General features: G+C 73.2%; 24 protein-coding genes. 15 read left to right on the top strand and 9 right to left on the bottom strand.

The genetic code is table 11. The features are described 5' to 3' along the window. Nucleotides 1–142: 142 nt before the first annotated feature. The 6 genes from LXM90_RS26550 (at nucleotide 143) to LXM90_RS26575 (ending at nucleotide 7057) form a co-directional block, all read left to right on the top strand. Nucleotides 143–451 carry a hypothetical protein gene (locus LXM90_RS26550; protein ID WP_234081225.1) on the top strand — a complete coding sequence of 103 codons (309 nt, stop codon included), beginning with the start codon at nucleotides 143–145 and terminating at the stop codon, nucleotides 449–451. Between the two features lie 101 nt (nucleotides 452–552). Beyond that, the gene (locus LXM90_RS26555) at nucleotides 553–3882 is read left to right on the top strand and encodes a helicase-related protein (protein WP_419149871.1); all 3330 of its coding nucleotides are present in this window, start codon (nucleotides 553–555) and stop codon (nucleotides 3880–3882) included. 10 nt (nucleotides 3883–3892) lie between these two features. Further along, nucleotides 3893–4201 carry an RNA-binding S4 domain-containing protein gene (locus LXM90_RS26560; protein ID WP_234081229.1) on the top strand — a complete coding sequence of 103 codons (309 nt, stop codon included), beginning with the start codon at nucleotides 3893–3895 and terminating at the stop codon, nucleotides 4199–4201. A gap of 217 nt (nucleotides 4202–4418) precedes the next feature. Next, nucleotides 4419–4757 carry a ferredoxin FdxA gene (gene fdxA, locus LXM90_RS26565; RefSeq protein ID WP_020092693.1) on the top strand — a complete coding sequence of 113 codons (339 nt, stop codon included), beginning with the start codon at nucleotides 4419–4421 and terminating at the stop codon, nucleotides 4755–4757. 503 nt (nucleotides 4758–5260) lie between these two features. Next, nucleotides 5261–5866, top strand: coding sequence for a CarD family transcriptional regulator (locus tag LXM90_RS26570; RefSeq protein ID WP_020092694.1), 606 nt, complete (start codon nucleotides 5261–5263; stop codon nucleotides 5864–5866). A gap of 315 nt (nucleotides 5867–6181) precedes the next feature. Then, nucleotides 6182–7057, top strand: coding sequence for an RNA polymerase factor sigma-32 (locus LXM90_RS26575; protein WP_012320644.1), 876 nt, complete (start codon nucleotides 6182–6184; stop codon nucleotides 7055–7057). Between the two features lie 153 nt (nucleotides 7058–7210). Here LXM90_RS26575 and LXM90_RS26580 read toward each other — a convergent pair whose 3' ends face one another. From LXM90_RS26580 to LXM90_RS26590, 3 genes are all read right to left on the bottom strand, one after another. Further along, entirely contained in the window at nucleotides 7211–8443 is a 1233-nt protein-coding gene (locus tag LXM90_RS26580) for an MFS transporter (RefSeq protein ID WP_056525810.1), read from the bottom strand. A gap of 114 nt (nucleotides 8444–8557) precedes the next feature. Next, on the bottom strand, nucleotides 8558–8950 hold the full coding sequence (locus tag LXM90_RS26585; RefSeq protein ID WP_020092697.1) for a tautomerase family protein: 393 nt from the start codon (nucleotides 8948–8950) through the stop codon (nucleotides 8558–8560). Nucleotides 8951–8976: 26 nt separating this feature from the next. Next, nucleotides 8977–9537: a DUF4865 family protein gene (locus tag LXM90_RS26590; protein ID WP_020092698.1), complete on the bottom strand. Its 561-nt coding sequence runs from the start codon at nucleotides 9535–9537 to the stop codon at nucleotides 8977–8979. Between the two features lie 87 nt (nucleotides 9538–9624). On the opposite strand from LXM90_RS26590, the gene LXM90_RS26595 reads away from it, so the two are divergent. After that, nucleotides 9625–10503, top strand: a complete 879-nt coding sequence (locus tag LXM90_RS26595) for a LysR family transcriptional regulator (RefSeq protein ID WP_020092699.1) — start codon at nucleotides 9625–9627, stop codon at nucleotides 10501–10503. A 22-nt stretch (nucleotides 10504–10525) separates the two neighbouring features. Here LXM90_RS26595 and secB read toward each other — a convergent pair whose 3' ends face one another. Further along, nucleotides 10526–11026: a protein-export chaperone SecB gene (gene secB, locus LXM90_RS26600; RefSeq protein ID WP_026604852.1), complete on the bottom strand. Its 501-nt coding sequence runs from the start codon at nucleotides 11024–11026 to the stop codon at nucleotides 10526–10528. Nucleotides 11027–11372: 346 nt separating this feature from the next. On the opposite strand from secB, the gene LXM90_RS26605 reads away from it, so the two are divergent. From LXM90_RS26605 to mltG, 5 genes are all read left to right on the top strand, one after another. Continuing rightward, nucleotides 11373–12086, top strand: a complete 714-nt coding sequence (locus LXM90_RS26605; protein WP_020092701.1) for a Tim44/TimA family putative adaptor protein — start codon at nucleotides 11373–11375, stop codon at nucleotides 12084–12086. 38 nt (nucleotides 12087–12124) lie between these two features. Beyond that, nucleotides 12125–13303 (top strand): murein transglycosylase A, encoded by a 1179-nt coding sequence (locus LXM90_RS26610; protein ID WP_234083065.1) that lies wholly within the window; start codon nucleotides 12125–12127, stop codon nucleotides 13301–13303. Continuing rightward, the gene (locus tag LXM90_RS26615) at nucleotides 13300–13932 is read left to right on the top strand and encodes a Smr/MutS family protein (RefSeq protein WP_234081231.1); all 633 of its coding nucleotides are present in this window, start codon (nucleotides 13300–13302) and stop codon (nucleotides 13930–13932) included. The genes LXM90_RS26610 and LXM90_RS26615 overlap by 4 nt, the downstream gene beginning before the upstream one ends. 122 nt (nucleotides 13933–14054) lie before the next feature. Continuing rightward, nucleotides 14055–14945 (top strand): bifunctional DNA-formamidopyrimidine glycosylase/DNA-(apurinic or apyrimidinic site) lyase, encoded by an 891-nt coding sequence (gene mutM / locus LXM90_RS26620; protein WP_234081233.1) that lies wholly within the window; start codon nucleotides 14055–14057, stop codon nucleotides 14943–14945. 149 nt (nucleotides 14946–15094) lie between these two features. Further along, nucleotides 15095–16510, top strand: coding sequence for an endolytic transglycosylase MltG (mltG, locus tag LXM90_RS26625; protein ID WP_091976715.1), 1416 nt, complete (start codon nucleotides 15095–15097; stop codon nucleotides 16508–16510). A 49-nt stretch (nucleotides 16511–16559) separates the two neighbouring features. On the opposite strand, the gene LXM90_RS26630 is transcribed toward mltG, so the two are convergent. Together LXM90_RS26630 and LXM90_RS26635 are read right to left on the bottom strand one after the other, a co-directional pair. Then, nucleotides 16560–16922, bottom strand: coding sequence for a hypothetical protein (locus tag LXM90_RS26630; RefSeq protein WP_234081235.1), 363 nt, complete (start codon nucleotides 16920–16922; stop codon nucleotides 16560–16562). A 33-nt stretch (nucleotides 16923–16955) separates the two neighbouring features. Further along, nucleotides 16956–17195, bottom strand: a complete 240-nt coding sequence (locus tag LXM90_RS26635; protein ID WP_234081237.1) for a hypothetical protein — start codon at nucleotides 17193–17195, stop codon at nucleotides 16956–16958. Between the two features lie 353 nt (nucleotides 17196–17548). Between LXM90_RS26635 and LXM90_RS26640 the strand changes: the two genes are divergently transcribed. Beyond that, nucleotides 17549–18406, top strand: a complete 858-nt coding sequence (locus LXM90_RS26640; RefSeq protein ID WP_042671436.1) for a YicC/YloC family endoribonuclease — start codon at nucleotides 17549–17551, stop codon at nucleotides 18404–18406. Nucleotides 18407–18470: 64 nt separating this feature from the next. Continuing rightward, nucleotides 18471–19133 (top strand): guanylate kinase, encoded by a 663-nt coding sequence (gmk, locus tag LXM90_RS26645; protein WP_020092708.1) that lies wholly within the window; start codon nucleotides 18471–18473, stop codon nucleotides 19131–19133. Nucleotides 19134–19242: 109 nt separating this feature from the next. On the opposite strand, the gene LXM90_RS26650 is transcribed toward gmk, so the two are convergent. Next, complete coding sequence (locus LXM90_RS26650; protein ID WP_020092709.1) at nucleotides 19243–19689, bottom strand: DMT family transporter; 447 nt, start codon at nucleotides 19687–19689, stop codon at nucleotides 19243–19245. 100 nt (nucleotides 19690–19789) lie between these two features. Here LXM90_RS26650 and LXM90_RS26655 point away from each other — a divergent pair, with 100 nt between their 5' ends. Then, nucleotides 19790–20683, top strand: coding sequence for a LysR family transcriptional regulator (locus tag LXM90_RS26655; protein ID WP_020092710.1), 894 nt, complete (start codon nucleotides 19790–19792; stop codon nucleotides 20681–20683). Between the two features lie 5 nt (nucleotides 20684–20688). Here LXM90_RS26655 and LXM90_RS26660 read toward each other — a convergent pair whose 3' ends face one another. After that, on the bottom strand, nucleotides 20689–21282 hold the full coding sequence (locus LXM90_RS26660) for a biliverdin-producing heme oxygenase (protein WP_020092711.1): 594 nt from the start codon (nucleotides 21280–21282) through the stop codon (nucleotides 20689–20691). Continuing rightward, entirely contained in the window at nucleotides 21279–23891 is a 2613-nt protein-coding gene (locus tag LXM90_RS26665) for a histidine kinase dimerization/phosphoacceptor domain -containing protein (protein WP_234081239.1), read from the bottom strand. Before LXM90_RS26665 ends, LXM90_RS26660 begins: the two co-directional genes overlap by 4 nt. Nucleotides 23892–23903 lie beyond the last annotated feature (12 nt).

The raw sequence follows: 23903 nt of genomic DNA on the forward strand, positions 1-23903 counted from the left end.
GCCGGGCTCGACGCGGCCCGCGCCATCCGCGCGCGTGCTGCGAGATGACCCAGGGAGGCGCCGGGCCGGTGGGAACCTTCACGGCGGGGACCGCGGCCGCGCGGGTGGAGGGAATCTTCACGTTCCCGGCGATAATGCCCGGATGTGCTCGCCTGCCCTCCGAATCGCCCTCGCCCTGGCCGCGCTCGCGGGGCCGGCCGCGGCGCAGTCCCTCAGTGCCGGGTCCGCCGATCCGGGGTGCGGCGGTGACGCCTTCTCGTCGGCCGAGGTCGTCGAGAACACGCCGCCCCGCCGCGGTCCCCTCGTCGCGACCCCCGACACGCTCTGCGCCGACCTGGCGCCGCAGCCGGGCACGCCGACGACGCAGATCGACGTCTACCCGATGATCACGCCGCAGATTGGACCTGGCGGCGGCGGCATCCCATATGGGGGAGGACCGTACCGGCCCTAGCGTCCCTGACGCGGTCGGCCGGTCGAACCCGCCTCCCCGCCCGCGCCGCGACGGCGCCGCGACGGCCTTCCCGCTCGAAGGAACCGCCGACCATCGACGCGCTGCTCCGCCCCACGCCCAGCCGCTCGCTGTCCCGCGAGGCCCGCGCCCGCGGCGTCACCGCGGTCCTCGGGCCGACCAACACCGGCAAGACGCATCTCGCCATCGAGCGGATGCTCGCCCACCCGACCGGCATGATCGGGCTGCCCCTGCGGCTGCTCGCCCGGGAGGTCTACCTGCGCGTCGTCGCGAAGGTGGGCCCCGAGAAGGTCGCCCTCGTCACGGGCGAGGAGAAGATCAAGCCGGACCGTCCGCGCTACTGGATCTGCACCATCGAGGCGATGCCCCGGGACCTCGACGTGGCGTACGTCGCCATCGACGAGATCCAGCTCGCCGCCGACATGGATCGCGGCCACGTCTTCACCGACCGCCTGCTCTACGTCCGCGGCCGCGAGGAGACGCTCCTGATCGGCTCATCGACCATGCTGCCGCTGGTCCAGAGCCTGATCCCCAACGTCCACACCACCACGCGGCCGCGCCTGTCGCAGCTCACCTTCGCGGGGGAGAAGCGCCTGTCGCGCCTGCCCCGGCGCACCGCGATCGTCGCGTTCTCGGCCGAGGAGGTCTACGCGATCGCCGAGCTGATCCGCCGCCAGCGCGGGGGCGCCGCCGTGGTACTCGGCGCCCTGTCGCCGCGGACCCGCAACGCCCAGGTCGAGATGTACCAAGCGGGGGACGTCGACTACCTCGTGGCCACCGACGCGGTCGGGATGGGCCTCAACCTCGACGTGGATCACGTCGCGTTCGCGGCCAACTGGAAGTACGACGGCACCCGCTTCCGCAAGCTCACCCCCGCCGAGATGGGCCAGATCGCGGGGCGCGCCGGCCGCCACCTCGCGGACGGTACCTTCGGCTCGACCGGACGCTGCCCGCCCTTCGAGGCCGAGCTGGTGGAGCGGCTGGAGAGCCACGACTTCGATCCCCTGCGCATCCTGCAGTGGCGCAATCCGGATCTCAGCTTCGGCAGCCTGGAGGGCCTGCAGGCGAGCCTCGACGAGCACCCGCGCGAATCGGGCCTGACGCGCGCGCCCATGGGGGAGGACCAGCAGGCCCTCGAGATCCTCATGAAGGAGGACGACATCCGCGACATGGCGCGGAGCGCCGCCACGGTGCGCCGCCTGTGGGACGTCTGCGGCGTGCCGGATTACCGCAAGGTCCACCCGCAGGTGCACGCCGATCTCGTAGCGCAGCTCTACCGGTTCCTCATGAAGGGCATGGCGGGCCGCATCCCCGACACGTGGTTCGCCGAGCAGGTCGCGATGATCGACCGGACCGACGGCGACATCGACACGCTGTCCCGCCGGATTGCCCAGGGACGCACCTGGACCTTCGTGGCGAACCGTCCCGACTGGCTGCGCGACCCAGAACATTGGCAGGGCGAGACGCGTCGGGTAGAGGACAGGCTGTCCGACGCCCTGCACGAACGCCTCGCGAGCCGCTTCGTCGACCGGCGCACAAGCGTCCTGATGCGGCGCCTGAGAGAGAACACGATGCTCGAAGCCCAGATCACCGCCGACGGTGACGTCACCGTCGAGGGTCAGCATGTCGGCCACCTTCACGGATTCCTGTTCGTTCCCGATGCCAGCGCCGAGGGGCACGAGGCCAAAACCCTGAGGAGCGCCGCCGAGAAGGCGCTCGCCGGGGAGATCGAGTCCCGGGCCGAGCGGTTTTCGGCAACGGCCGATTCGACCCTCGTGCTCTCGCACGACGGCACGATCCGCTGGACCGGCGCGCCCGTCGCCAAGCTCACCCCCGGCGAGAAGCTGTTCGCCCCGCAGATCCGTCTGCTGGCGGACGACAGCCTGACCGGCGCGCATCGCGAGAAGGTCGAGGCGCGCCTCGACGCGTGGTTGAAGGCCTACATCGTGCGGCTGCTCGGGCCGCTGATGGAGATCGAGACCGCGGCAGACCTCACCGGCCTCGCCAAGGGAATCGGCTACCAAGTCGTCGAGGCGCTCGGCGTGCTGGAGCGCTCGAAGGTGGCGCACGAGATGCGCAGCCTCGATCAGGAGGGCCGCGGCGCCCTCCGCCGCCACGGCGTCCGGTTCGGCGCCTACCACATCTTCCTGCCGGCGCTGCTGAAGCCGGCGCCCCGCACGCTCGCGGCCCAGCTCTGGGCCCTGCGCAACGGCGGCCTCGACCAGCGCGGCCTCGACGAGATCGCGCATCTCGCCGGCTCCGGCCGCACCTCGATCAAGGTCGACCGCGAGATCGCCAAGGGCCTCTACCGCGCGGCCGGCTTCCGGGTCAGCGGCGAGCGGGCGGTGCGGGTCGACATCCTGGAGCGGCTCGCCGACCTGATCCGCCCGGCGATCGCCTACCGGCCCGGCACCACCTCGGGCGCCCCGCCGGACGGCACCGCCGACGGCGACGGCTTCGTGGCCACCGTCGGCATGACCTCGCTGGTCGGCTGCTCGGGCGAGGATTTCGCCTCGATCCTGAAGTCGCTCGGCTACAATTCCGAGGCGCGCCCCGGCCCGGCCATCACGGTGCCGCTCGTCCCCGCTGCCGCCACCGCGCCGGCGGCGCCGACCGCCGCCGAGGCTTCCTCCGAGGAGGCTGTCGCCGCGCAGGCTGATGCCGCCGAGCCGGTCGGCGACGAGGCCCCGGCCGCCGAGGGTGTCGAGACCACCGCCGATCACGCTGACGCGGCCGAGGAAGCCCCGGCCGCCCCCGAGGCGGAGCCCGCCGAGGGCGAGACTGCGGACGAGTTGGCCGGCACGCCGGTCGACGCGGCCACCGAGGCGCTAGCGACCGAGACATCTGCGACCGAGTCGCCCCACGCCGAGGCGGAGCAGCCGGCCGAGGCGGACGCCGCGCCGGCGGCCGAAGCCATCGCCGAGGAGACCGCGCCCGACGCGGTCGCCGAGGCGGAGCCTGACGCGGCCGAGACGGCCGAGGCCGTTGGTGCCGAGGGCGAGGGCGCAGCCGAGATCCCACAGATCGAGGTCTGGCGCCTGCAGCGCCACCAGCGCCCGGCCCACCAGCGCCCGCAGAACCGTCCCCGCGGGGCCGGTCGGGGGCGCGACGGCGGCCAGCAGGGCCAGCATTCGGGACAGGGGCGTCCCGACGGTGGCCGGCCGGAGCAGCGCCGGGCCGAGGGCGACGGTGGCCCGCGCCCCGGCCGGGACCGCGGCCCGCGCCGCGACCGCTTCGAGGGCGGCCGTCCGGAACGCCGCGACGACCAGCGCGGCGCCGAGCAGCGCCATTCCGGCCCGCGGCCCGACCAGCGGCCGCCGCGGCGCGAGCGGGCGCCCGATCCGGACTCGCCCTTCGCCAAGCTCGCGGCCCTGAAGGCGCAGCTCGAGGCCGGCGACGGCGGGAAGCGCTGATCCGCGGCGGATGCGCGAGGACCGGCAGCGCCTCGACAAGTGGCTGTGGTTCGCGCGCTTCGCGCGGACCCGGTCGCTCGCGGCGCGGCTGGCCTCCGACGGCTTCGTGCGGGTGAACGGCAGCCGGACCGAGAACCCCGCGAAGGCCATCGGCATCGGTGACGTGGTCACGGTGGCGGCGCCCCACGCGACCCTGGCCGTGCGGGTCCTCGGTCTCGGCCTGCGTCGCGGCCCGGCGCCGGAGGCGCGGCTGCTCTACGACGACCTCTCTGGCGGTGCCCTGTCGGTCGAGGACGGGCCGGACGGGCCGTCCGAGTGATGAGGTCGCGCCACAGCGGCCGCGCGAGCGACCCGACGCGAACCCTTGCGGCGCCCGCACGCTTGTCAGTCCGGGAGGCAGCGTCTAGAGCCGTGGGCCTCCGGGATCCGTCCCCGTGTCGGGTCTCACCGGCGTTCCCCTCGCAGCACCCTCCGGGCGCGCGGGCCGTCTCCAGGCTCCGCCCGGGCCAAGTCGAGTTTTAGGACGAAGACATCCGATGACCTACGTCGTCACCGACAATTGCATCAAGTGCAAGTACACGGACTGCGTCGAGGTCTGTCCGGTGGACTGCTTCTACGAAGGCGAGAACATGCTCGTCATCCATCCGGACGAGTGCATCGATTGCGGCGTCTGCGAGCCGGAATGCCCCGCCGAGGCGATCAAGCCCGACACCGAGTCGAATCTCGACACGTGGCTGAAGCTGAACGCCGACTACGCCAAGTCCTGGCCCAACATCACGCAGAAGAAGGAAGCGCCGGCCGACGCCAAGGATTGGGACGGCAAGAGCGGGAAGCTCGAGGCGCATTTCTCGCCCAACCCCGGCTCGGGCGACTGACCCCGCGCCGGCCCCGCAGGTTCTGACGCCGGCCCGCGGCCCGCTTCCCAGATTGCGGGAAGATCTGTCGGGCCCCTGCCGCCGCTGAACCCCGCGGCGGGGCTGCGTCATACGAGGGCCTGATACGCGGCCAGGTCATTCCTGTCCCGCCGCACCAGTGTAAAACTCTTTGGCGCCGCGCTTGGTCCGCGCGTGCGTCTTCAGGGATGCTTTGATCTGCGCGCCGGATTGTGGTAGACAATCCGCCTGCCGTCGCTCGCGCCTGACGTGCTCCCTCCGGCTGAAACGCCTTCGCTTTTCGTGGGTTAGGAGTAGTACGCGCTCGACCGCTGGAGGCGACTTCGGCGGGCGGGCTAGGCGTTCGCACGGCCGCGCCGGGGAACGCCCGGATTCGTGCGCTCGGCGCCGGGTCCGGGAGCGGCGAGGCAGACCGGGTGTCCCGCCCGGAAGAACACGGTTTCGCGCGGCGCCGAACGCTGCGCGCCAGTGGAGGCCCTTCTCGCATGACCACAGCCAAGAAGACGACGACCGCAGGCCGGCAGGGCTTCAAGACCGGCGAGGCTGTCGTGTATCCGGCCCACGGCGTCGGTCGCATCACCGCGATCGAGGAGCAGGAGATCGCCGGCTACAAGCTTGAGCTGTTCGTCGTATCGTTCGAGAAGGACAAGATGGTCCTGCGCGTCCCCACCGCGAAGGCCAACAGCGTGGGCATGCGCAAGCTCGCCGAGCCGGAACTGGTCAAGAAGGCGCTCGACCTGCTGACCGGCCGCGCCCGGATCAAGCGCACCATGTGGTCGCGCCGCGCGCAGGAATACGAGGCCAAGATCAACTCGGGCGACCTGCTCGCCGTCACCGAGGTCGTGCGCGACCTCTTCCGGTCCGAGGCTCAGCCGGAGCAGTCCTACTCCGAGCGCCAGCTCTACGAAGCTGCCCTGGACCGGATCGTGCGCGAGATCTCGTCGGTGAACCGCATCACCGAGACCGAGGCCCTGAAGCTGATCGAGCAGAGCCTCGCCAAGTCGCCCCGTCGGGCGAAGAACGAGGCGGAGCCCGAGGCCGAGGCCGACGGTGACAGCGAGGGCGACGACATTCAGGAGGAGGCCGCCTGAGGCGCGCTCCCCCCCCGCGGACGACATCGAACCCGGCCCCTGTGGCCGGGTTTTTTGTGCCCGGACCGGTCCGAACCGGCGCGCCGGCCCGGTCGTTTCGGGACATCCGGGCTGGACGGCGCGCGGCCGGATCCCATCTGATCGGAACAGAACACGATTTCGTGGCCGCCCGGTTGTCGCATTGTGGGGCATCGGGACGGAACTTTCGCGTTTTGCCTTCCGTTGTCGGTTGCCTGGCGTCGCCTCCCGGTGGCGCCTGCGCGTCGGGCTATCGGCTCGACGCCGCAACAGCACTCGACAACAAGAGGCAGGCGGATGGCTGAGATCGCGGGAATTCGACGGCAGTTCATACGGACTGCCATGGAGGCACCCTTCCTGGCCCGGGAAGAAGAGCGCGGCCTCGCCGTCCGCTGGAAGGACGAGCGCGACGAGCGGGCCCTCCACCGTCTGATCTCCGCCCATATGCGCCTCGTCATCGCCCTGGCGGGGCGTTTTCGTCACTACGGCCTGCCCATGGCGGACCTCGTCCAGGAAGGGCATGTCGGCCTGATGGAGGCCGCGGCCCGGTTCGAGCCCGAGCGGGACGTCCGCTTCTCAACCTACGCGACGTGGTGGATCCGCGCGTCGATCCAGGATTACATCCTGCGCAACTGGTCGATCGTGCGCGGCGGCACGTCCTCCGCGCAGAAGGCCCTGTTCTTCAACCTGCGGCGGCTGCGCGCCCGGCTGATGCAATCCACCGAGGAGCATGTCGGCGACGAGATCCACCGCCGCATCGCCAGCGCCATCGGCGTGTCGCGGGACGACGTCGCCCTGATGGACGCGCGCCTGTCCGGTCCCGACATGTCACTCAACGCCCCGGTGGGCGAGGACAGCGACGCCTCCTCGGAGCGGATGGACTTCCTCGTCGACGGCGCCGACCTGCCGGATGAGACCGTGAGCGCCACGGTCGACGGCGAGCGTCGGTTGAGCTGGCTCCAGCAGGCCCTGACCGTGCTGTCGGAGCGCGAGCTGCGCATCCTGCGCGAGCGCCGCCTCGCCGAGGATCAGGCGACCCTGGAAGCCCTGGGCCAGAGGCTCGGCATCTCCAAGGAGCGCGTCCGCCAGATCGAGAACCGGGCCCTGGAGAAGCTGCGCCGCGCCCTGGCCGACCGCTTCCCCGCCGCCACCGGCAGCCCGCATATCGGCTGAGCCCACACGGTAGCGACCCCGACGCGAAGCCCGGCCCCGAGGCCGGGTTTTCGCGTTTCAGAGGGCCCCGCGTCCGGCGGCACCGCAACGCGCGGGGGCGGCCCCGATCGGGTCCTATAGCGGGTCGACGCGGGCTTCGGTCGCGCGGCCGGTTCAGGCTCCCTGAGCGGCGGTGCTCCGCCGCTCCCGCCGGCGACTGCGCCGGCCGGGCTCGGGCGTCGCGTCGAGCCAGATCACCAGCGCGAGGGCGATGAGCGCCGGCAGGCCGAGGGCCAGGAAGGCGCCGGTCCAGCCGAACATCCCGTAGGACAGGCCGCCGTACCAGCCCGACAGGGCGCCGCCGACGCCCTGGACGGCGTTGACGCTGCCGATGGCCGTCTGGGTCCGGCCGGATCCCCAGGTCAGGTCGGCGACGATGACCGGCACCGCCACCCCGACGATGCCGGAGGCGACGCCGTCCAGCACCTCGGCGGCGATCAGCCAGACCGGATCGTCGATGAGGCCGGACAGGAGTGCCCGCACCGGCAGGACCGCGAAGGCGACCATCAGCAGCTGGCGGCGGCCGCGCTTGTCGGCGAGCGATCCGGCGAACAGCGCCACCGGGACCATCACCAGCTGGGCCACCATGACGTAGCGGGCCGTCCAGGTCGTGGCGTCGGCCGCGGTCGCGACCAGCTTCTGGCCGAGCAGCGAGAGCATGCCGCCGTTCCCGAGATTGAACAGGGTCAGCGCCACGGTCAGCACCAGCAGGCGACGGTTCCCCAGGACCTGGCGGAGGCCGCTGCGCTCCGGCTCGTCCGAGTCGTCCTCCTTCCAGCCGACGGCGCGGCGGCGGCTCCACGCCTTGGCCGGCATCGTCGCCGTCGCGACGATCGCCGCCAGCGCCATGCCGCCCAGCACCCAGAAGGCGATCGCCGGGCCGAAATAGCCGGTGCCGAGGCTGATGGCGCCCGCCGCGATCAGGATACCGACGTGATTGAAGGCCTGGTTGCGCCCCTGCTGCGCGGGGAACCGGTCCTTGCCGACGATACCCAGAGTCAGCGCCGCGACGGCCGGCAGCAGCAGGGTGCCGCCGGCCGCCGCGAACAGCTGCGCGCACAGCACCGCCGGGAAGCTGCGGGCCGGCAGGAGCAGCAGCGTTCCCACCAGGATCGCCCCGCAGGCCAGCGCGATCAGCAGGCGCGGGCGCGGGAACCGATCGACCAGGGCACCGAACGGTCCGCTCAGGAACAGCGTGCCGATGCCGACCAGCGTGATGACGAACCCGACCCGCGCGGGGCTCCACGAGGCCGATTCTGCCAGCCAGGTCCCGAGAAAGGGTCCGAGGCCGCCCTGGATGTCCCCGATGAACAGGTTGATCAGGGCGAGGTTTGCGGTGGGGGCCATGCGATCCTGGAGCCGTTTCGGGCCCCGGACCTGTACTCCCCCCCCGGAACGGTCAAGCCCGGATCGCCGCCATCATCGCCGCACCGCTCCCGCGGCGGACTCGCTGCACCGGCCTCACGGCTCCCGCGGGCCGTACTGCATCAGCCCCTCCCCGAATGACCAGTTCTCCGGGTTGACCTCGACGAGGTTGATGAAGACGTCCCCCGGCGCCACGCCGGGATCGCGGGCGAGGTTGCGGGTCACGGCGGCGTAGAGGGCGCGCTTCTGCGCGGTGCCGCGCGTCGCGTTGGCGGTGATCTGGACGATCACGAGGCGGTCGCTGCGCCGGATCCCGAGATAGTCGGGACCGTAGACGAAGTCCGACGCGTCGTGCTGGTGCACCAGGGCGAACAGGTCGCCCTCCGGCACCGCGAAGGTCTCGCGCATGGCGTCGTAGACACCCGCGACGAGAGCGGCCCGGTAGGTCTCGGTCGTCCCGGCACGCAGGGAGATGCGGGTCAGAGGCATGGTCTGGCTCCTCGATGAGTGGGAAATCAGCGGCCGCGCGCCGCGGCGAGGCCCGGCGCGGCGAGATGGGCGATCGCGGTTCCGGACAGTCCGGCGGCCGCCTCGGCACGGAGGGTGAAGCGGGTGAGGCGCCATCCGTCGGGATCGAGCCCGGCCACGGTGGCGAGGACGTCGCGCCCGGCCGCGATGTCGCGCCCGCGTCCCCGCTCGTCGTCGCGCAGGGCGGCGAGATCCTCCGCGGGCCCGACGAGACGCGTCTCCTCCGAGAGGGCGCCCGCCGCGTCCCCCGGCCCGAACGCGGCTGCGACCGCCAGCCACGTCTCGATGCGCGGCCGGCCGAAGCTCGCGATCACGGCGCCGAACCCAGCCCCGGCCAGGAACGCGGCGGCGGCGCCGGCATCCTGCCAGAGATAGAGAGAGCTGTAGGCGTTGGCGGCGGCCCCGCGCGCCCGGTCCTCGACCGTGAAGGCCTTGAAGACGAGGCCGGGCACCGCGTCCCAGGCCGGCGCGCGGGCGGCGACGCGCGCGCGGATCCTGTCCATGGCGTAGTCGGCCGGCAGACGATGGCGGTAGCGGGTGATCAGCATGGGGCACTCCCGAAGAGGCCCGCAGGCTTGCACGCCGCCTCGATAACGGGGACATATCGGCGCTGATATCTACGATAAGAGTGCGTTATGGTCGCCGATCGTCCCCTCGACCTCGAAGGCGTCCTGGCCTTCGTGCGCGTGGTCGATCTCGGCAGCTTCACCCGTGCCGCCGAGGCGCTCGCCACGTCGCAGGCGGCGATCAGCCTGCGGCTGAAGCGGCTCGAGGACCGGCTCGGCACGCGCCTCCTGGACCGGACCCCGCGGCACGTGGACCTGACGCGCCAGGGCGCCCTGTTCCTGCCGGCCGCTCGGCGCCTCCTGGACGCCCATGACAGCGCCGTGGCCGACGCGGCGACGGCGCAGCCCGCCCGGCTCAGCCTCGGGATCAGCGACCACGTCGCCGGCCCCGATCTGCCGGTGCTGCTGCGGCGCCTGGGCCTGGATCGGGCCGGGCTGATCACGGAGGTGCGGATCGTCCCGTCGCGCGATCTCGCGGCCGCGTTCGGATCCTCCGGCGAGGGCGGCTACGACGCGGTGATCTTCCGGACGGAAGACGAGGCCGGCCACGGCGGCGCGGTCCTGGCGGAGGAGCGGCTGGGCTGGTTCGCCGCACCGGATTTCCCGGCGCCCCGGCCGGGCGAGACGCTGCGGCTGGCGGGACTCGCGGGCCCCTGCACGGTCCGGGGCGCGGCGACGCGGGTTCTCGACGCGGCCGGGCTCCCCTGGACCGAGGTCTTCGTCGGCGGCGGCGTGCTGGCGGTGGGGGCGGCCGTGATGGCGGGGCTGGCGGTGGCGGCCCTGGCGCCGAGCACGGCACCGGCCGGCGCCGTGGAGGTCGGCGGCCGGTTCGGGCTACCCGAACTGCCGCGCACCTTCGTGGTCCTGCGCGCCCGCCGCCTGGCCGGGCGCCCCGCCGAGGCGCTGCGCGCCCTGGCGGCGGCGTATCGCGGTCCCGGCGGCCGCTGAGCGGCCGCCGGCTCGTCCTGCCTCAGGAGGCGAGCGGGCCCTGGGCGCCCTGCTGCTCCATCACCTTCTGCCGGTAGAGGCCGACGAAATCGATCGGGTCGATGTACAGGGGCGGGAAGCCGCCGTTGCGCACCGCCTCGGCCACGATCTGGCGGGCGAAGGGGAAGAGCAGGCGCGGGCACTCGATCATCACCGCCGGATGGATCTGGTCGGCCGGGATGTTGAGGAGCCGGAAAACGCCGGCATAGGTCACCTCGAAGGCGAACAGCACCTCGTTCTGGATCTTGGCGTCGCCCTCGAGCTTCAACTCGACCTCGAAATCGGTCTCCGAGAGCTGCTGCGCGTTGACGTTCACCTGGATGTTGATCTGCGGCCCCTGGCCCTCCTTGGGCTGGAGCGAGCGCGGTGCGTTCGGATTCTCGAAGGACAGGTCCTTCGTGTACTGCGCCAGGGCGTTGATGGTCGGCGCATCGCCCTGCGGCATGCCGCCGCCGTTGCCGTTCGCTGCCGGGGAATCGGCCATGCGGATCATCCTTCTCGATCGACCGGCAGGGCCGGCGCGGGTTGTTGTCGCGGCGGGAGCGGCTGGATCACGCCGCGGAACTGCCCAAACGGCAGGGCCGCTAACACGCGGGCCGGGCCTGGACAAGCGAGCGGGCGCGGCGCTGGCGCCGGCGGCCCCCACGACCCATATCGACCGGATCGCAATTGACGCGTGGGTTCGATCGTCCGGCCGACACAACCGGCTCGCTCCCGACGCGTTGGTCGGATATGAGTCGGCCAGACCTCTGCGCGCTTAGCCGGCGCCGCACCGCGCGCGACCTGAGCAAGGGGCACAGGGTCTCGCCGCGGCCACCATCGGATCGGTGATGCAGGACAGTTTCGACGTTACGACGATCATCTTCCTCGCGCTGGCCGTCTTCGTGATCTGGCGTCTGCGCTCGGTGCTCGGTCAGAAGACGGGGGCCGAGCGCTCGCCGTTCAAACCGGTCGACCGCAGCCGGACTGAGCCCCAGGCGCGCTCCGACGGCGACAACGTCGTTCGCCTGCCCGGCGCCGACCGGGTCCAGGCCGCGCCGCAGCCCGCCGCCGCCCCGCGGGACTGGCGCGGGATCGCCGAGCCGGGATCCGAGGTCGCGCGCGGCCTGGAGGCCTGCATCCAGGCGGAGCCAAGCTTCGATCCCCGCGCTTTCATCGAGGGCGCCAAGTCGGCCTACGAAGCCATCATGATCGCCTTCGCCAAGGGTGACCGGAAGACCCTGCGCGGCCTCCTCTCGAAAGAGGTCGGCGAGGCGTTCGAGCGGGCGATCGCCGAGCGCGAGCGCAACCGGCAGACGCTCGAGACCACCTTCGTGTCGATCGACAAGGCCGAGATCGTCGCCGTCGAGGTGCGCAACCGCGTGGCGCACGTCACCGTCCGCTTCCTGTCGAACCTGATCACCGCCACCCGCGACGCCGACGGCAAGGTGGTGGACGGCAGCGCCGAGACGGTGGTCGAGGTGCCGGATGTCTGGACCTTCGCCCGCACGCTTGGCTCGCGGGACCCGAACTGGCAGCTCGTGGCCACCGAGGCCGGCGCCTGAGTCCGTGACCGGCGTTCCGTGACGATCTTGCCGTGCCGATGTCCCGCGCCCGGTCCGGAGCAGTCCCGGCCGCCCTCCTCGCGTCCCTCCTGAGTCATGCCGTGTCCGCCGCGCCGACGGCAGTCGGCGGCGCGGTGCTGACCCCCGTGGCCGCGGCGGACCTGCCGGGCTTCCCCGGCGCGGGGGCTGAGGCGGCGCTCGACGCCTTCCGCCGCGTCTGCGCGGCCCCGCCGCCCGCCCTGCCCCAGCCCGACGGCGTCGCGGGAGATCCGGCCGCCCTCGCCGAGGCCTGCGCGGCCGCCGCCGGCCCCGTGCCCGACGCCGCCGCCTTCTTCCGCGAGCGGTTCGAGGCGTTCCGCGTCGCGCGGCCCGGCGCGGACCGGCCCGGCTTCCTGACCGGCTATTTCGAGCCGGAACTCACCGGCTCCCTGGAGCCCGGCCCGGATTTCCCGACGCCGGTCCTGGCCCGCCCCGATGACCTGATCTCCCTCGGCCCCGGCGAGACCCGCCCGGGGCTCGACCCGGGCCTGCGCGCCGCCCGCGCCACCGCGGACGGCTTCGCCCCCTACCCCGACCGCGCCGCGATCGACGACGGCGCCCTGGGCGCGCGGGCGAAGCCGATCCTGTGGCTGCGCGACGCGGTCGACCTGCTGGTCCTGCAGGTCCAGGGTTCCGGGCGCGTCCGGCTGCCGGACGGGCGCGCGGTGCGGGTGCTCTACGACGGCCGCAACGGCCGCCCCTACACGGCGGTGGCCAAGCTGATCGTCCAAGAGGGCCACCTGCCCCTGGAGGGCCTGACGCTCGCCCGCTGGACCGGCTGGCTGCGCGCCCATCCCGAGACCGCCAAGCGCCTGATCCGCGCCAACGCCTCCTACATCTTCTTCCGCCTCGCTCCGGTCGCGGATCCGGCCCTCGGGCCACCGGGCGCCGCGAACGCCCCCCTCAACCCGGGCCGCAGCCTGGCGGTGGATTCGACCCTCTGGCGGTACGGCCTGCCGTTCTGGCTCGCCGGCCCCCTCCCCGGCGCGACACCAGGTGAGGCCGGGCGCCTCGTCATCGCCGCCGATACCGGCTCGGCGATCGTCGGCCCCGCCCGCGGCGACCTCTTCGTCGGTACCGGTGCGGAGGCCGGCGTGGCCGCCGGCAACCTCCGCGACGCGATCGGCTTCGTGGTCCTGCTGCCGCGCCGCGCGGCTTTGCCCGGAGCCGCGCCGTGAGGGTCCCGCGCCGCGGGCGCCGCCTCACCGCGGGAGAGACCCGCCTCTGGGACGCGATCGCCAAGCTGGTCACGCCGCTGCCAGGCCGCGCCGCCCCGGTGCCCGAGACGCCTCCGCCGCCGGGCCCGACCGCCACCATGCCGGCCCTCTCGGCGCCGATCTTGAAGCCCAGCGCGCCGCCGGCCGCCAAGAGGCCGCGGGCGAAGCACCCGCCGAAGCCGGCTCCGGAGCCGGCGCGCCCGGCCACCGCCGCTCCCTACCAGGCGCCGCCTCAGCGGCACGCGCCGAGTGCCGGGCTGGAGCGGAACGCCAAGCTCGGCCTGCGCCGGGGGCGGCTCGCGATCGAGGCGCGGATCGACCTGCACGGGATGGTGCAGGCCGAGGCCCACGCCGCGCTGACGGGCTTCCTGCTCCGAGCCCGGGCCGCCGGCCATTCCTACGTGCTGGTCGTCACCGGCAAGGGCGGCCCGGGCCCCGCGGACGCCTTCTCCGAGCGGGGCGTGCTCCGCCGCAGCGTGCCGCACTGGCTGCGGGGGCCGGATCTGCGCGGCATCGTCCTCGGCTTCGAGGAGGCCGCCCGCCACCACGGCGGCGGGGGCGCCCTCTACGTCCGCCTGCGCCGGCGGTAGGACGGGTCCGCGCGCGGGACGCGCGGCAACCCGTCCGGATCCGCGCGGTTGCGGCGAGGTCCGATACCGATGATATCCGGGGCGGCGCACGGGGCGCCGCGGACGCAGAAATCGCGAGAGAGATGCCGGAGCTTCCCGAGGTCGAGACCGTGCGGCGGGGACTGGCGCCCGCCCTGGTCGGCGCGCGCTTCAGCCGCGTCACCCTGCGCCGGCCCAACCTGCGCTTCCCGTTCCCCGAGCGCTTCGCCGCCCGCCTCGAGGGGCGGACCGTCACGGGCCTCGCGCGCCGGGCGAAGTACCTCACCGCCGCCCTCGACTCGGGCGAGACGCTGGTCATGCATCTCGGCATGAGCGGCCGGTTCGACGTGGCCCTGCCCGACGGCAGCAACCTGTCGCCGGGAGACTTCTACCTCGAAGGCGCCCAGGGCACGCCCCGGCACGACCACGTGGTCATGGCGATGAACACCGGCGCCACGGTGACCTACAACGACGCCCGCCGCTTCGGCTTCATGGATCTCGTCCCGAGCGCGGATCTCGCGGCCTGCCGCCACTTCGCCCGGATGGGCGTGGAGCCCCTCGACGGGCTGACCGGGGCTGTGATCGCGCAGCTCTTCCGCCACAAGATCGCGCCGCTGAAGGCCGCCCTGCTCGACCAGCGCCTGATCGCGGGCCTCGGCAACATCTACGTGTGCGAGGCGCTGCACCGGGCGCGCCTGCATCCGGAGGCGCCGGCCGGGAGCCTCGCCCGGCCGGACGGGCGCCCGACGCCCAAGGCCAACGCCCTGGCCAAGGCGATCGTGCAGGTTCTCGAGGAGGCCGTGAAGGCCGGCGGCTCGACCCTGCGCGACTACGCCCACACGGACGGCAGCGCGGGCGCGTTCCAGCACGCCTTCCGGGTCTACGACCGGGTCGGCCTGCCCTGCAGCCGGCCGGGATGCGCCGGTGCGATCACCCGCATCGTGCAGGCGAACCGCTCGACCTTCTACTGCGCCACCTGCCAGCCCCCGGGCTGAGCCGCCGATCGGCGCCTATCGCGCCGCGGAACGGCAATTTCGCCACAAACCCGACTAGGGTTACGCCCCTCGACGTGCGCACCCGGTTGCGGGCAGCCGATCCCGGCCCGCGACGCGTGACGGGTCGCGCGGGCCCAGACAGGATCCCGATGTTCTTCCGCCGCTCAAAGACGCCCGCGCCCGAGACCGCCGCGCAGGATCCGACGGACGAGCCCGCCCTGCCGCAGCGGCTGTCGCCGCGCTCGCCCGGCGAGGCGATCAAGCCGACCGTCGCGCCCCCGCCACCGGAGAAGCCCGAGCGCGAGCGGAGCGGCCTCGTGGGCCTGATCAGCGGCGCCCTGACCTTCGCGGTCGTCATCGCCATCGCGGCGATGATCGGGATCACGCTGTTCCAGCGGCAGGTGCGAGAGCCCGGCCCGCTCGCGGCCGACAAGGTCGTGGTCATCCCGACCCACAGCGGAACGGCCGAGATCGCCGAGACCCTGAAGCGCGAGGGCGTGATCGACCATACCGGCCTGTTCGAGTTCGCCGCCCGCTTCGGCGGCCGGCCGGCGCTGCGGGCCGGCGAGTACGTCTTCAAGGCGCACGCGAGCATCTCCGACGCGCTCGACACGATCGCCACGGGCCGGCAGGTCCAGCACGCCATCACCTTCCCGGAGGGCCTGACCTCCGAGCAGATCGTCACCCGCCTCAACGACAACGACGTGCTCGCTGGCGAGATCAACGAGATCCCCCCGGAAGGCTCGCTCCTGCCGGACACCTACAAGTTCGAGCGCGGCGCCACCCGGCAGCAGATCGTCAACCTGATGAAGGCCAAGCAGCGCGAGGTCCTGAACCAGATCTGGCTGCGGCGCAGCGCCGACGTGCCGGTGCGGACCCCGGCCGAGATGGTGACCCTCGCCTCCATCGTCGAGAAGGAGACCGGCCGCGCCGACGAGCGGCCCCGGGTGGCCGGCGTCTTCATCAACCGCCTCAACAAGCGGATGAAGCTGCAATCCGATCCCACGATCGTCTACGGGCTCGTGGGCGGGCGCGGCACCCTCGGCCGCGGGATCCTGCGCTCCGAGATCGACCGGCCGACCCCCTACAACACCTACGTGATCGAGGGCCTACCGCCGGGGCCGATCGCCAATCCCGGCCGCGCCGCCCTGGAGGCGGTGGCCAACCCCTCCCGGACCAAGGACCTGTACTTCGTCGCGGACGGCACCGGCGGCCACGCCTTCGCCGATTCCCTCGAGGCGCACCAGCGCAACGTCGCCCGCTGGCGGGCGGTCGAGAAGAGCCGTCAGGCGCCGCCGGACGCCGTCGACAAGGTCGAGCCGAGCCCGGACTCGACCACGCCGGGCCGCGCCTCGGCCTACGCGCCGGGCGGCGCCCCCGCGGGCAACGGGATCAACACCAACGCGGCCTTCGCCCTGGATACCGGCACACCGGGCACGCGCGCCTTCGACGCGTCCGAGGGCACCCGCCTCGATCCCCTCAAGAACCGCAGCTACGATCTGGGCTCGCCCAAGACGGTCCCGACCCTGAGCGAGCCGGCACCGGCGCCGCGCGGCCGCCGCTAGGCAGCGGCGCCGGTCCGCGCCGCCGGCTTCGGCGCCGTCGGGGCCGCCCTCAATGCGCCCGCGGGTTCCGCGGGCGCCGCGGCGCCTCTGGCGGCTCGCCCGACAGCGAGGCCGCGATCTGCCGTCCCAGCTCGTAGAGCAGCGCCTCGAGCAGCGGCTGCACCCGCGTCGCCTCCCCGGGCCCAAGATCGCCGACCAGCTCCCACAGGCGCATCGCGTAATCGGCCATCCGCTCGACGGCGGTCCCCGGCTCGGTCGGAGCCCCGAGAAAACCGACCGGCGGCTCGTACGGGCCGTCGACCCGGCTGTCGGTGATGTCGATCACGATGCCCCGACCGTAGATGTGCCCGTCCGCGCGGCGCTCGAACCGGCCCCGCGCCAGGACCCAGCGCACGACGCCCGGCGCGGGCACGATGCGGTGCTCCCAGGCGAAGAGACCGCCCTCCTAGCGGACGCGACGGCGCTCGCTCTGGTCCCGGGCGAGGTCCTCCGGGTGGAAGAGCGCGGAGAGCTGCTCCCAGGTGATGCCGTCCGCCGCCTCGGTCTCGGTCAGGCCGAAGATCCGCGCCATCGTCGCGTCCCCGCGCACGCATCCCGTGTGCGGCGCATCCTCCCAGATGCCGACGCCCAGCGCGGACATCCCGAACGGCGTGAGCGCGGTCCTCCCCAATACTGATCGCGGCATGCGCCATCCGAGTTCATGTGCAGACGAGCGGGATTTCGAGCACACCTTCACTGCGGAATGCAACGTCGGCCGCGCGACACGAAAGTGAAAACGTGACCACCGCGACCGCGCGGGCGACGGCGGACGGGGCCCGCGTCGCGGGCGGGCGGCCCTACCGGTCCCAACAGCGTGCCGGGTGCCGCTCGACTGCACGGCGCCGCCCGAGATGGCCGGGCGCGCGGCGCGTCCGACGCGCGCCCGACGCGCCTCGCGACGCGGCGACGGCGGCGACCGGCCTCTTCCCACCGGAGTGATCCGTGCTACAGGCCCCGATCTTCACGGGGACGGGGGTCGGCGTGGCCCAGATCGCGAGCATGACCGGTTTCGCCCGGACGGCGGGCAGTGCCGGACCGGTGCACTGGGCCTGGGAGGTCCGCAGCGTCAACGGGCGCGGCCTCGACGTGCGCACCCGCGTGCCGGCCGGCTATGACGGGCTCGGCGAGACCGCGCGCACCGCGCTCCAGAAGACACTCACCCGCGGGCAGTGCCAGTTGACGCTGACCCTCACCAAGCCGGAGACGACCGCGCGGGTGCGGATCAACGAGACCCTCCTGGCGAGCCTCGCCCAGGCGGTGGCCCGGGTGCCGGTCCCCGAGGGCGTGGCCCCCGCCACGATGGACGGGCTGCTCGGCGTGCGCGGCGTGATCGAGGTCGAGGACGAGGCGGCCGACACCGACACCCTCGCCCGGGACCTGGCCGCGGGCGTGGTCCAGCTGGTCGCGGATCTCGTCGAGGCGCGCCGCGCCGAGGGGCGCCAGCTCGAGCAGGTCGTCACCGCTCAGGTCGACCGGATCGCCGCGCTGACCCAGGCGGCCGAGGAGAACCCGGCCCGCCAGCCCGAGGCCGTGCGGGCACGGCTGGAGGCGGCCGTCGCGGCCCTCGGCGGCAGCGGCCTCGACCCGGACCGCCTGCACCAGGAGGCGATGCTGCTCGCCGGCAAGGCAGATGTCCGCGAGGAGCTGGACCGGCTCCGCGCCCACGTGGCGAGCGCCCGGGACCTGCTGGCGGCCAGTGGCGCGATCGGCCGGCGGCTGGACTTCCTGGCCCAGGAATTCGGCCGCGAGGCCAACACCCTGTGCGCCAAGGCCAACGATATCAGCCTGTCGCGGATCGGACTCGACCTGAAGGCCGTGGTCGAGCAGTTCCGCGAGCAGGTGCAGAACATCGAATGATGCCGGGCACGATGCCGGATCGGGACGTGAGGATACGGATGCGAAACGTCGGGGAGCCACGCGCATGACCGAGCCGGCCGGGAGCGTCTCCGACTCGATCGCGCGGCGCGGGTTGATCCTGATCCTCTCCTCGCCTTCGGGCGCGGGAAAGACCACCCTGACGCGGGCGATCGCGCAGGATCCGAGCTGGGCGCTCGACCTGTCGATCTCGGTGACCACGCGGGGGCGGCGGCCCTCCGAGATCGACGGGCGGCACTACCACTTCATCGAGCGCGAGGCGTTCGACGACCTGCGCGAGCGCGACGACCTGCTCGAATGGGCCGAGGTCCACGGCAACTTCTACGGCACGCCCCGGCGGCCGGTGGAGAAGGTGCTCGGCTCCGGCCGGGACATGATCTTCGACATCGACTACCAGGGCACGCGGCAGGTGCGCTCCAAGCTCGCCCAGGACGTGGTGACGGTCTTCATCCTGCCGCCCAGCATGGCCGAGCTGCGCCAGCGCCTGGAGCGCCGGGCGGAGGATTCCGCCGAGACGATCGAGAAGCGTCTCGCCAACGCCCGGACCGAGATCCAGCGCTGGGTCGAGTACGACTACGTCATCGTCAACGACGATCTGCAGAACGCCTTCCGGGCCCTCCAGGGGATCCTGGCGGCCGAGCGCCTCCGGCGGGCGCGCCGCACCGGCCTCGCCCCCTTCGTCGAGGGCCTGCTGGCCGAGACGCCGTGATCCGGCCCTGGAGCGCTCTCCGCCGAAGTGGATACCGGTCCGGCGCAAGAGAGCGTGTCAAGACAAAGGCTTGGAGCCGTGCTCGGTTGCAGCGCGATCGCGCACGGCTCTAGCGGCGGATCAGCACGACGCCGCCGATCAGGAGCGCGATCCCCAGGAGGCGCGGCAGGTCGACGGGCCGCTGCGCGAGGCCGAGCAGGCCGGCGTGGTCGAACAGCACCGAGGCGACCATCTGGCCCGTGACGAGGAGCGCGAAGAAGGTCGCGGCGCCGAGCTTCGGGACCAGCAGGATCGCGAGGCCGATGAACACCGCGCCGAACAGGCCGCCGCTCCAGGTCCACCACGGGATGCGCTCCGCCACGCCGGCCGTCGGCACCGGGTCGCGCAAGGCGGCGGCGAGGAGCGCCATGCAGGCGAGCCCGACCGCGTAGCTGGAGACGCCGGCCCAGGACGCGGAGTCGAGGCCCGCGCGGAGATTCGCGTTCAGGATCTGCTGCAAGACGAGTCCGGCGCCCGCCAGCACGGCGAGCAGGGCGGAGAGCGCGAAGGCGAGCATTGCGGGACGGGCCTCGGGGTCGGGACGGCGGGCGGCATTGACAACCGTCCCGGCCGATGCCGTCAAATGCCGCGCTGACCCGCGTCCATGCAGTTTCGGCATGATGAACCCCGCACATCTCGACCTCTTCCGCGCCGTGATGCGCCACGGCGGCATGACGCGGGCCGGCGAGGTCCTGGGCATCGGGCAGCCCCATATCAGCCGCGCCATCGCGCAGCTGGAGGCGGCCCTCGGCTTCGCGCTGTTCGTGCGCGGGCACGGCAACGCGTTCCCGACCCCGGAGGGCGAGGCCTTCGCCCAGGAGGTCGCGCAGACCTACGCGGGCCTCGATCACCTGCAGCAGGCCGCGCGCCGGATCCGCGAGCGCGGCACCGGCGGATTGCGCGTCGCCTGCCAGCCCTCCCTGGCCGCCGGATTGCTGCCGCGCGCCATTCGCCGCCTCGACGCGGAATGCCCGGATCTGCGCATCTCGGTCCACGTCCCCAGCCCAGACACGATCTGGTCGTGGACCGCCTCGGGCCAGTGTGACCTCGGCCTCGCCCGGCCGCGCTCCGGCCATGCCGGGGTGAGCGCCGAGCCGTTCCTGCGGGTCGCGGCCGTGTGCGCGCTGCCCCGCGGGCACGCCCTGGTCCGCCGGCGCGTCGTCACGGCGGCGGATCTCGCCGGGGTGCCGCTGATCGCGGCCGGGTCGAGCCCCGTGCAGGCGGCCACCGAGGCGGCCTTCGCGAGCGCCGGCGCGACGCCGCGCTTCGCCCTGATGGCCGAGTACACGGCGGCCCGCTGCGGCCTCGTCGCCGAGGGACTCGGCGCCGCCATCGTCGATCCGGTCCCGGCACGGGCGCTCGGCGGGCTGCCCATCGTGCTGCGGCCGTTCCGGCCCGAGATTCCCATCGAGACGCTGCTGCTCCGGCCGGCGGGCCGGCCACCGGGGCGGCTCGTCGAGCGGCTGATGCTCCATCTGGCGGCGGAGCGGGACGCCCTCGTCGCCGCCTGAGCGGCTCAGGCGGCGGCCGGCAGCTCCGGGACCGGGCAGAGCCACGCGCGCATCGCCGCGAAGGTCGACAAGGCCGCGCCGGTGAGCGCGGCCTCCGCGGCCGGGTCGTCGCCGAACGCGTCCAGGCGCGTGCGGAAGGCGGCCCACATCGCCCCCGCGGCGGGCCCGTGCGCCCGGTAATAGGCGAGCCCCGCGTCGGAGAAGCCGTGCAGGCCGGCGATGTGGCGGCCGATCAGCTGCCCGCCGAGGGTCGATCCCTCCAGCACGTAGAGCGCGCCCGTGGCGGCGGCCGGCCCGCGGAGAACCGGAGCGGCCGGTCTCGGGAGCGCCGCGACCGCGCCGGGCTGAAGGCCGAGATGGACGAGGTCGGCCGCGAGGAGCGCGAGTCGGCGGCGCGGCGCCAGGAACGGCTCGTCGGCGAGCCCGGACCCGATGGCCGATTCCCAGACCGCGTGGAAGCCGTAGAGGCGTCCCAGCAGCTCCCGGTAGCCGCCGAGCGTCGCCACCCGCGCCTGCCAGTCGAGGGACGCCTCCAGCGCCCGGTGGGCCGGATCGGTCGCGGCGCGCAGCCGCGCGTGCAGGCCTTCGCGGGATCTCACGCGGTGATCGTGAAGCAGGCGCCGGGAGTGTTGGCGACGGTGAGCTTGGCGTTGATCTGGTCGAGCATCGCCCGGATCAGCTTCATGCCCAGGCCGGAGCCCTTGCTCCGCGCCTTGGCGTCCGCCCAGTCGTCGGGCAGGCCGGCCCCGTCGTCGCAGACGCGCAGCTGGATCTCGCCGGGGCCGGAGGCCGAGACTCTGACCTCGACGCGGCCGATGCCCGCCGGGTTGGCCGCGTATTTGAAGGCGTTGGTGACGAGTTCCGTGGCGATCAGCGAGAGCGCCACGGCCTTGCGGTAGGGCACCATCAGTCCGGGCTCCGCCGACAGGTCGACCGCGTGCCCGTCGCCGGCCAGCCCCGCGAGGTCGTTGCACAGGCTCTCGATGGTCTGGCCGAGATCGACCTCGTCGAACCGATCCGCCTGGTACAGGCTGTCGTGCACCCGCGCGACGCTCATCACCCGCGCGGAGGTGTCGGCGAAGGCCTGCCGGGCCTCGCCGTCGGCGATCTGGCGCCGCTGCATCTGCAGGAAGGCCGAGACGATCTGCAGGGAGTTCTTGACCCGGTGGTCGATCTCCCGCGTGAGCAGGTCCTTCTGCTCGAGCAGACGCTCCTTCTCGGCGAGCAGGCCGGTGAGCTCGTCGATCTTGCGCCGCTGGCGCAGCACCACGCCCTCGACCGCCTCGGCCAGGGAGCCAGCCAGTTGGACCTGCCATTCCGCGAACGGCGCGGCGAAGCCGGTGCGCTCCTCGACCCAGCGCTCGAACGAGCGGCGGGGCAGCACCGCCACGGGACCGCTTCCGGCGAGCACGGGCTTGCGCGGGTCGCCGCCCCACGTGACCGTGCTGGGCACCTCGGGCCGGAACCAAACCAGCAAGTTCTCGCGCGAATCGTCCACGAAGGCCGCGAGCAGGCCGCTGGCGATCTCGCGATGCGGCCCGGCCTCCGGAAAATCGGCGCCGAAGCTGTCGCTGCTGTAGACGACCTCGCCCTCCGGCACGCGCGCCCGCAGCCAGCTAGCGATCGCCGCCACCATCTCGGCCTGCGGCGTCCGGCCGATCAGCGTGACCCGCTCGCCCGAGACGATGCCGGCGCCGGTGGCGCTGAACAGGTCGAGCAGCGTCGTCGTCCCGGCCGTCAGGGCGGCCACGAAGTCGTCGGATCGCGTCAGGCCGCGCACGAGGCGCCCCTCGACGTCGAGATGCGCCTGCCGCTCGGCCCAGAGGCGGCGCGACTCGATCTCCTGCACCCGCATGGCGAAGGCGTCGGTGAGCACCGTGGCGGCCGCGCGCGTCTCCGGCGTGACGTAGTGCGGGCGGCGGTGGTGGCCGATCATCAGGCCCCACAGCCGCCCCTCGACCATGATCGAGATCGACATGGACCCGTTCACGCCGAGGTTGCGCTGGTACTCCAAGTGGATCGGCGAGAGCGTGCGGTGCTGGGCGAAGGTCAGGTCGATCGGGCCGTTGCCGGCGCCAGGGGCCGAGACCAGCCCGACCGGGACGCTGTCACGGTCGATGACGAAGCGGCTCTTGGCCTTGGTGTAGAGGGCCCGGGCCTGGGCGGGAATGTCGGAGGCGGGGAAACGCAGGCCCAGCAGGCTGCGCGACCAGCCCGGCACCTTGTCCTCGGCCACGGCCTCGCCGTTCCAGTCCGGGTCGAAGCGGTAGACCAGCACCGCCTCGAAGCCGGTCAGGGCCCGGATCTCGAGAGCCGCGATCCGGGCGGCCTCGGCCAGGGTCCCGGCCTCGCGCAGGCGACCGACGGCCAGCTCGGTATCGACCTGACTTGCCGTAGCGAAATCGTCGGCCGAGTCCGGCTCGAGCTCCATCTCGACGATGACGCGGCCGGCATGGGCGTGGACGACGGCGTGATAGGCGCCGCGATCCGGGAAGGTCAGGGTCCGGCGGATGGAGGCGCCGTCCTCGAGGGTCCCGCTCGCGAGCCGCGCGCGGATCGCCGCGACGACCTCCGCCGGCAGCACGTCCGCCAGGGGCCGGCCCGCCAGCGGCGGCTCGATCGGGTCGATGATCTCGTCGACATTGGCCGAGTAGGCCGCGACCAGGAGGGTTCCGGCATCGGCCGCGAGCATCACGGCGTTGGGCTGGATCGAGCCCGGGATGTGGATCGGCTCGCGCTCGCAGAGGCTGGCATCCACCGGCTCGGCGCGCACCCGCCGGCCGATCGCCGCCATCACGGCCTCGCGCGACAGGTCGGCGCCGAGGCTCTCGACGGGATCGATGGTCAGCCACGTCACCGGGCGCGTGCCGCCGATCTGGCCGTGACGCATGTGGATCCGGGCCCGGAGCGGCTGCGGTAGCCGGCCGAAGACGTAGTCGAAGGTCTCGTCCAGGGCGCCGCGGCGCGCGCCCGCCAGGAACCGGCCGCGGAAGCTCGGCACGTTGGTGCCCGGCATCACGTCGCGGAAATAGTCGCGCCCGAGGACGGCCTCGCGCGACAGCCCGGAGATCGCGCTCGCGCCCTCGCTGAAGGCCACGACGGTGCCGGCCGCATCGAGCCCGATCACGCCCTGGTCGAGGCGGTCGAGCGCGTCCGGCGCGATGACGTCGAGATCGACGTCCGTATCGGGGGCCTGGCTGGGCGGCATCAGGAGCGAAAC

Origin of the sequence: Methylobacterium oryzae (genome assembly GCF_021398735.1) — a bacterium.
In the GTDB taxonomy this organism is placed as follows: domain Bacteria; phylum Pseudomonadota; class Alphaproteobacteria; order Rhizobiales; family Beijerinckiaceae; genus Methylobacterium.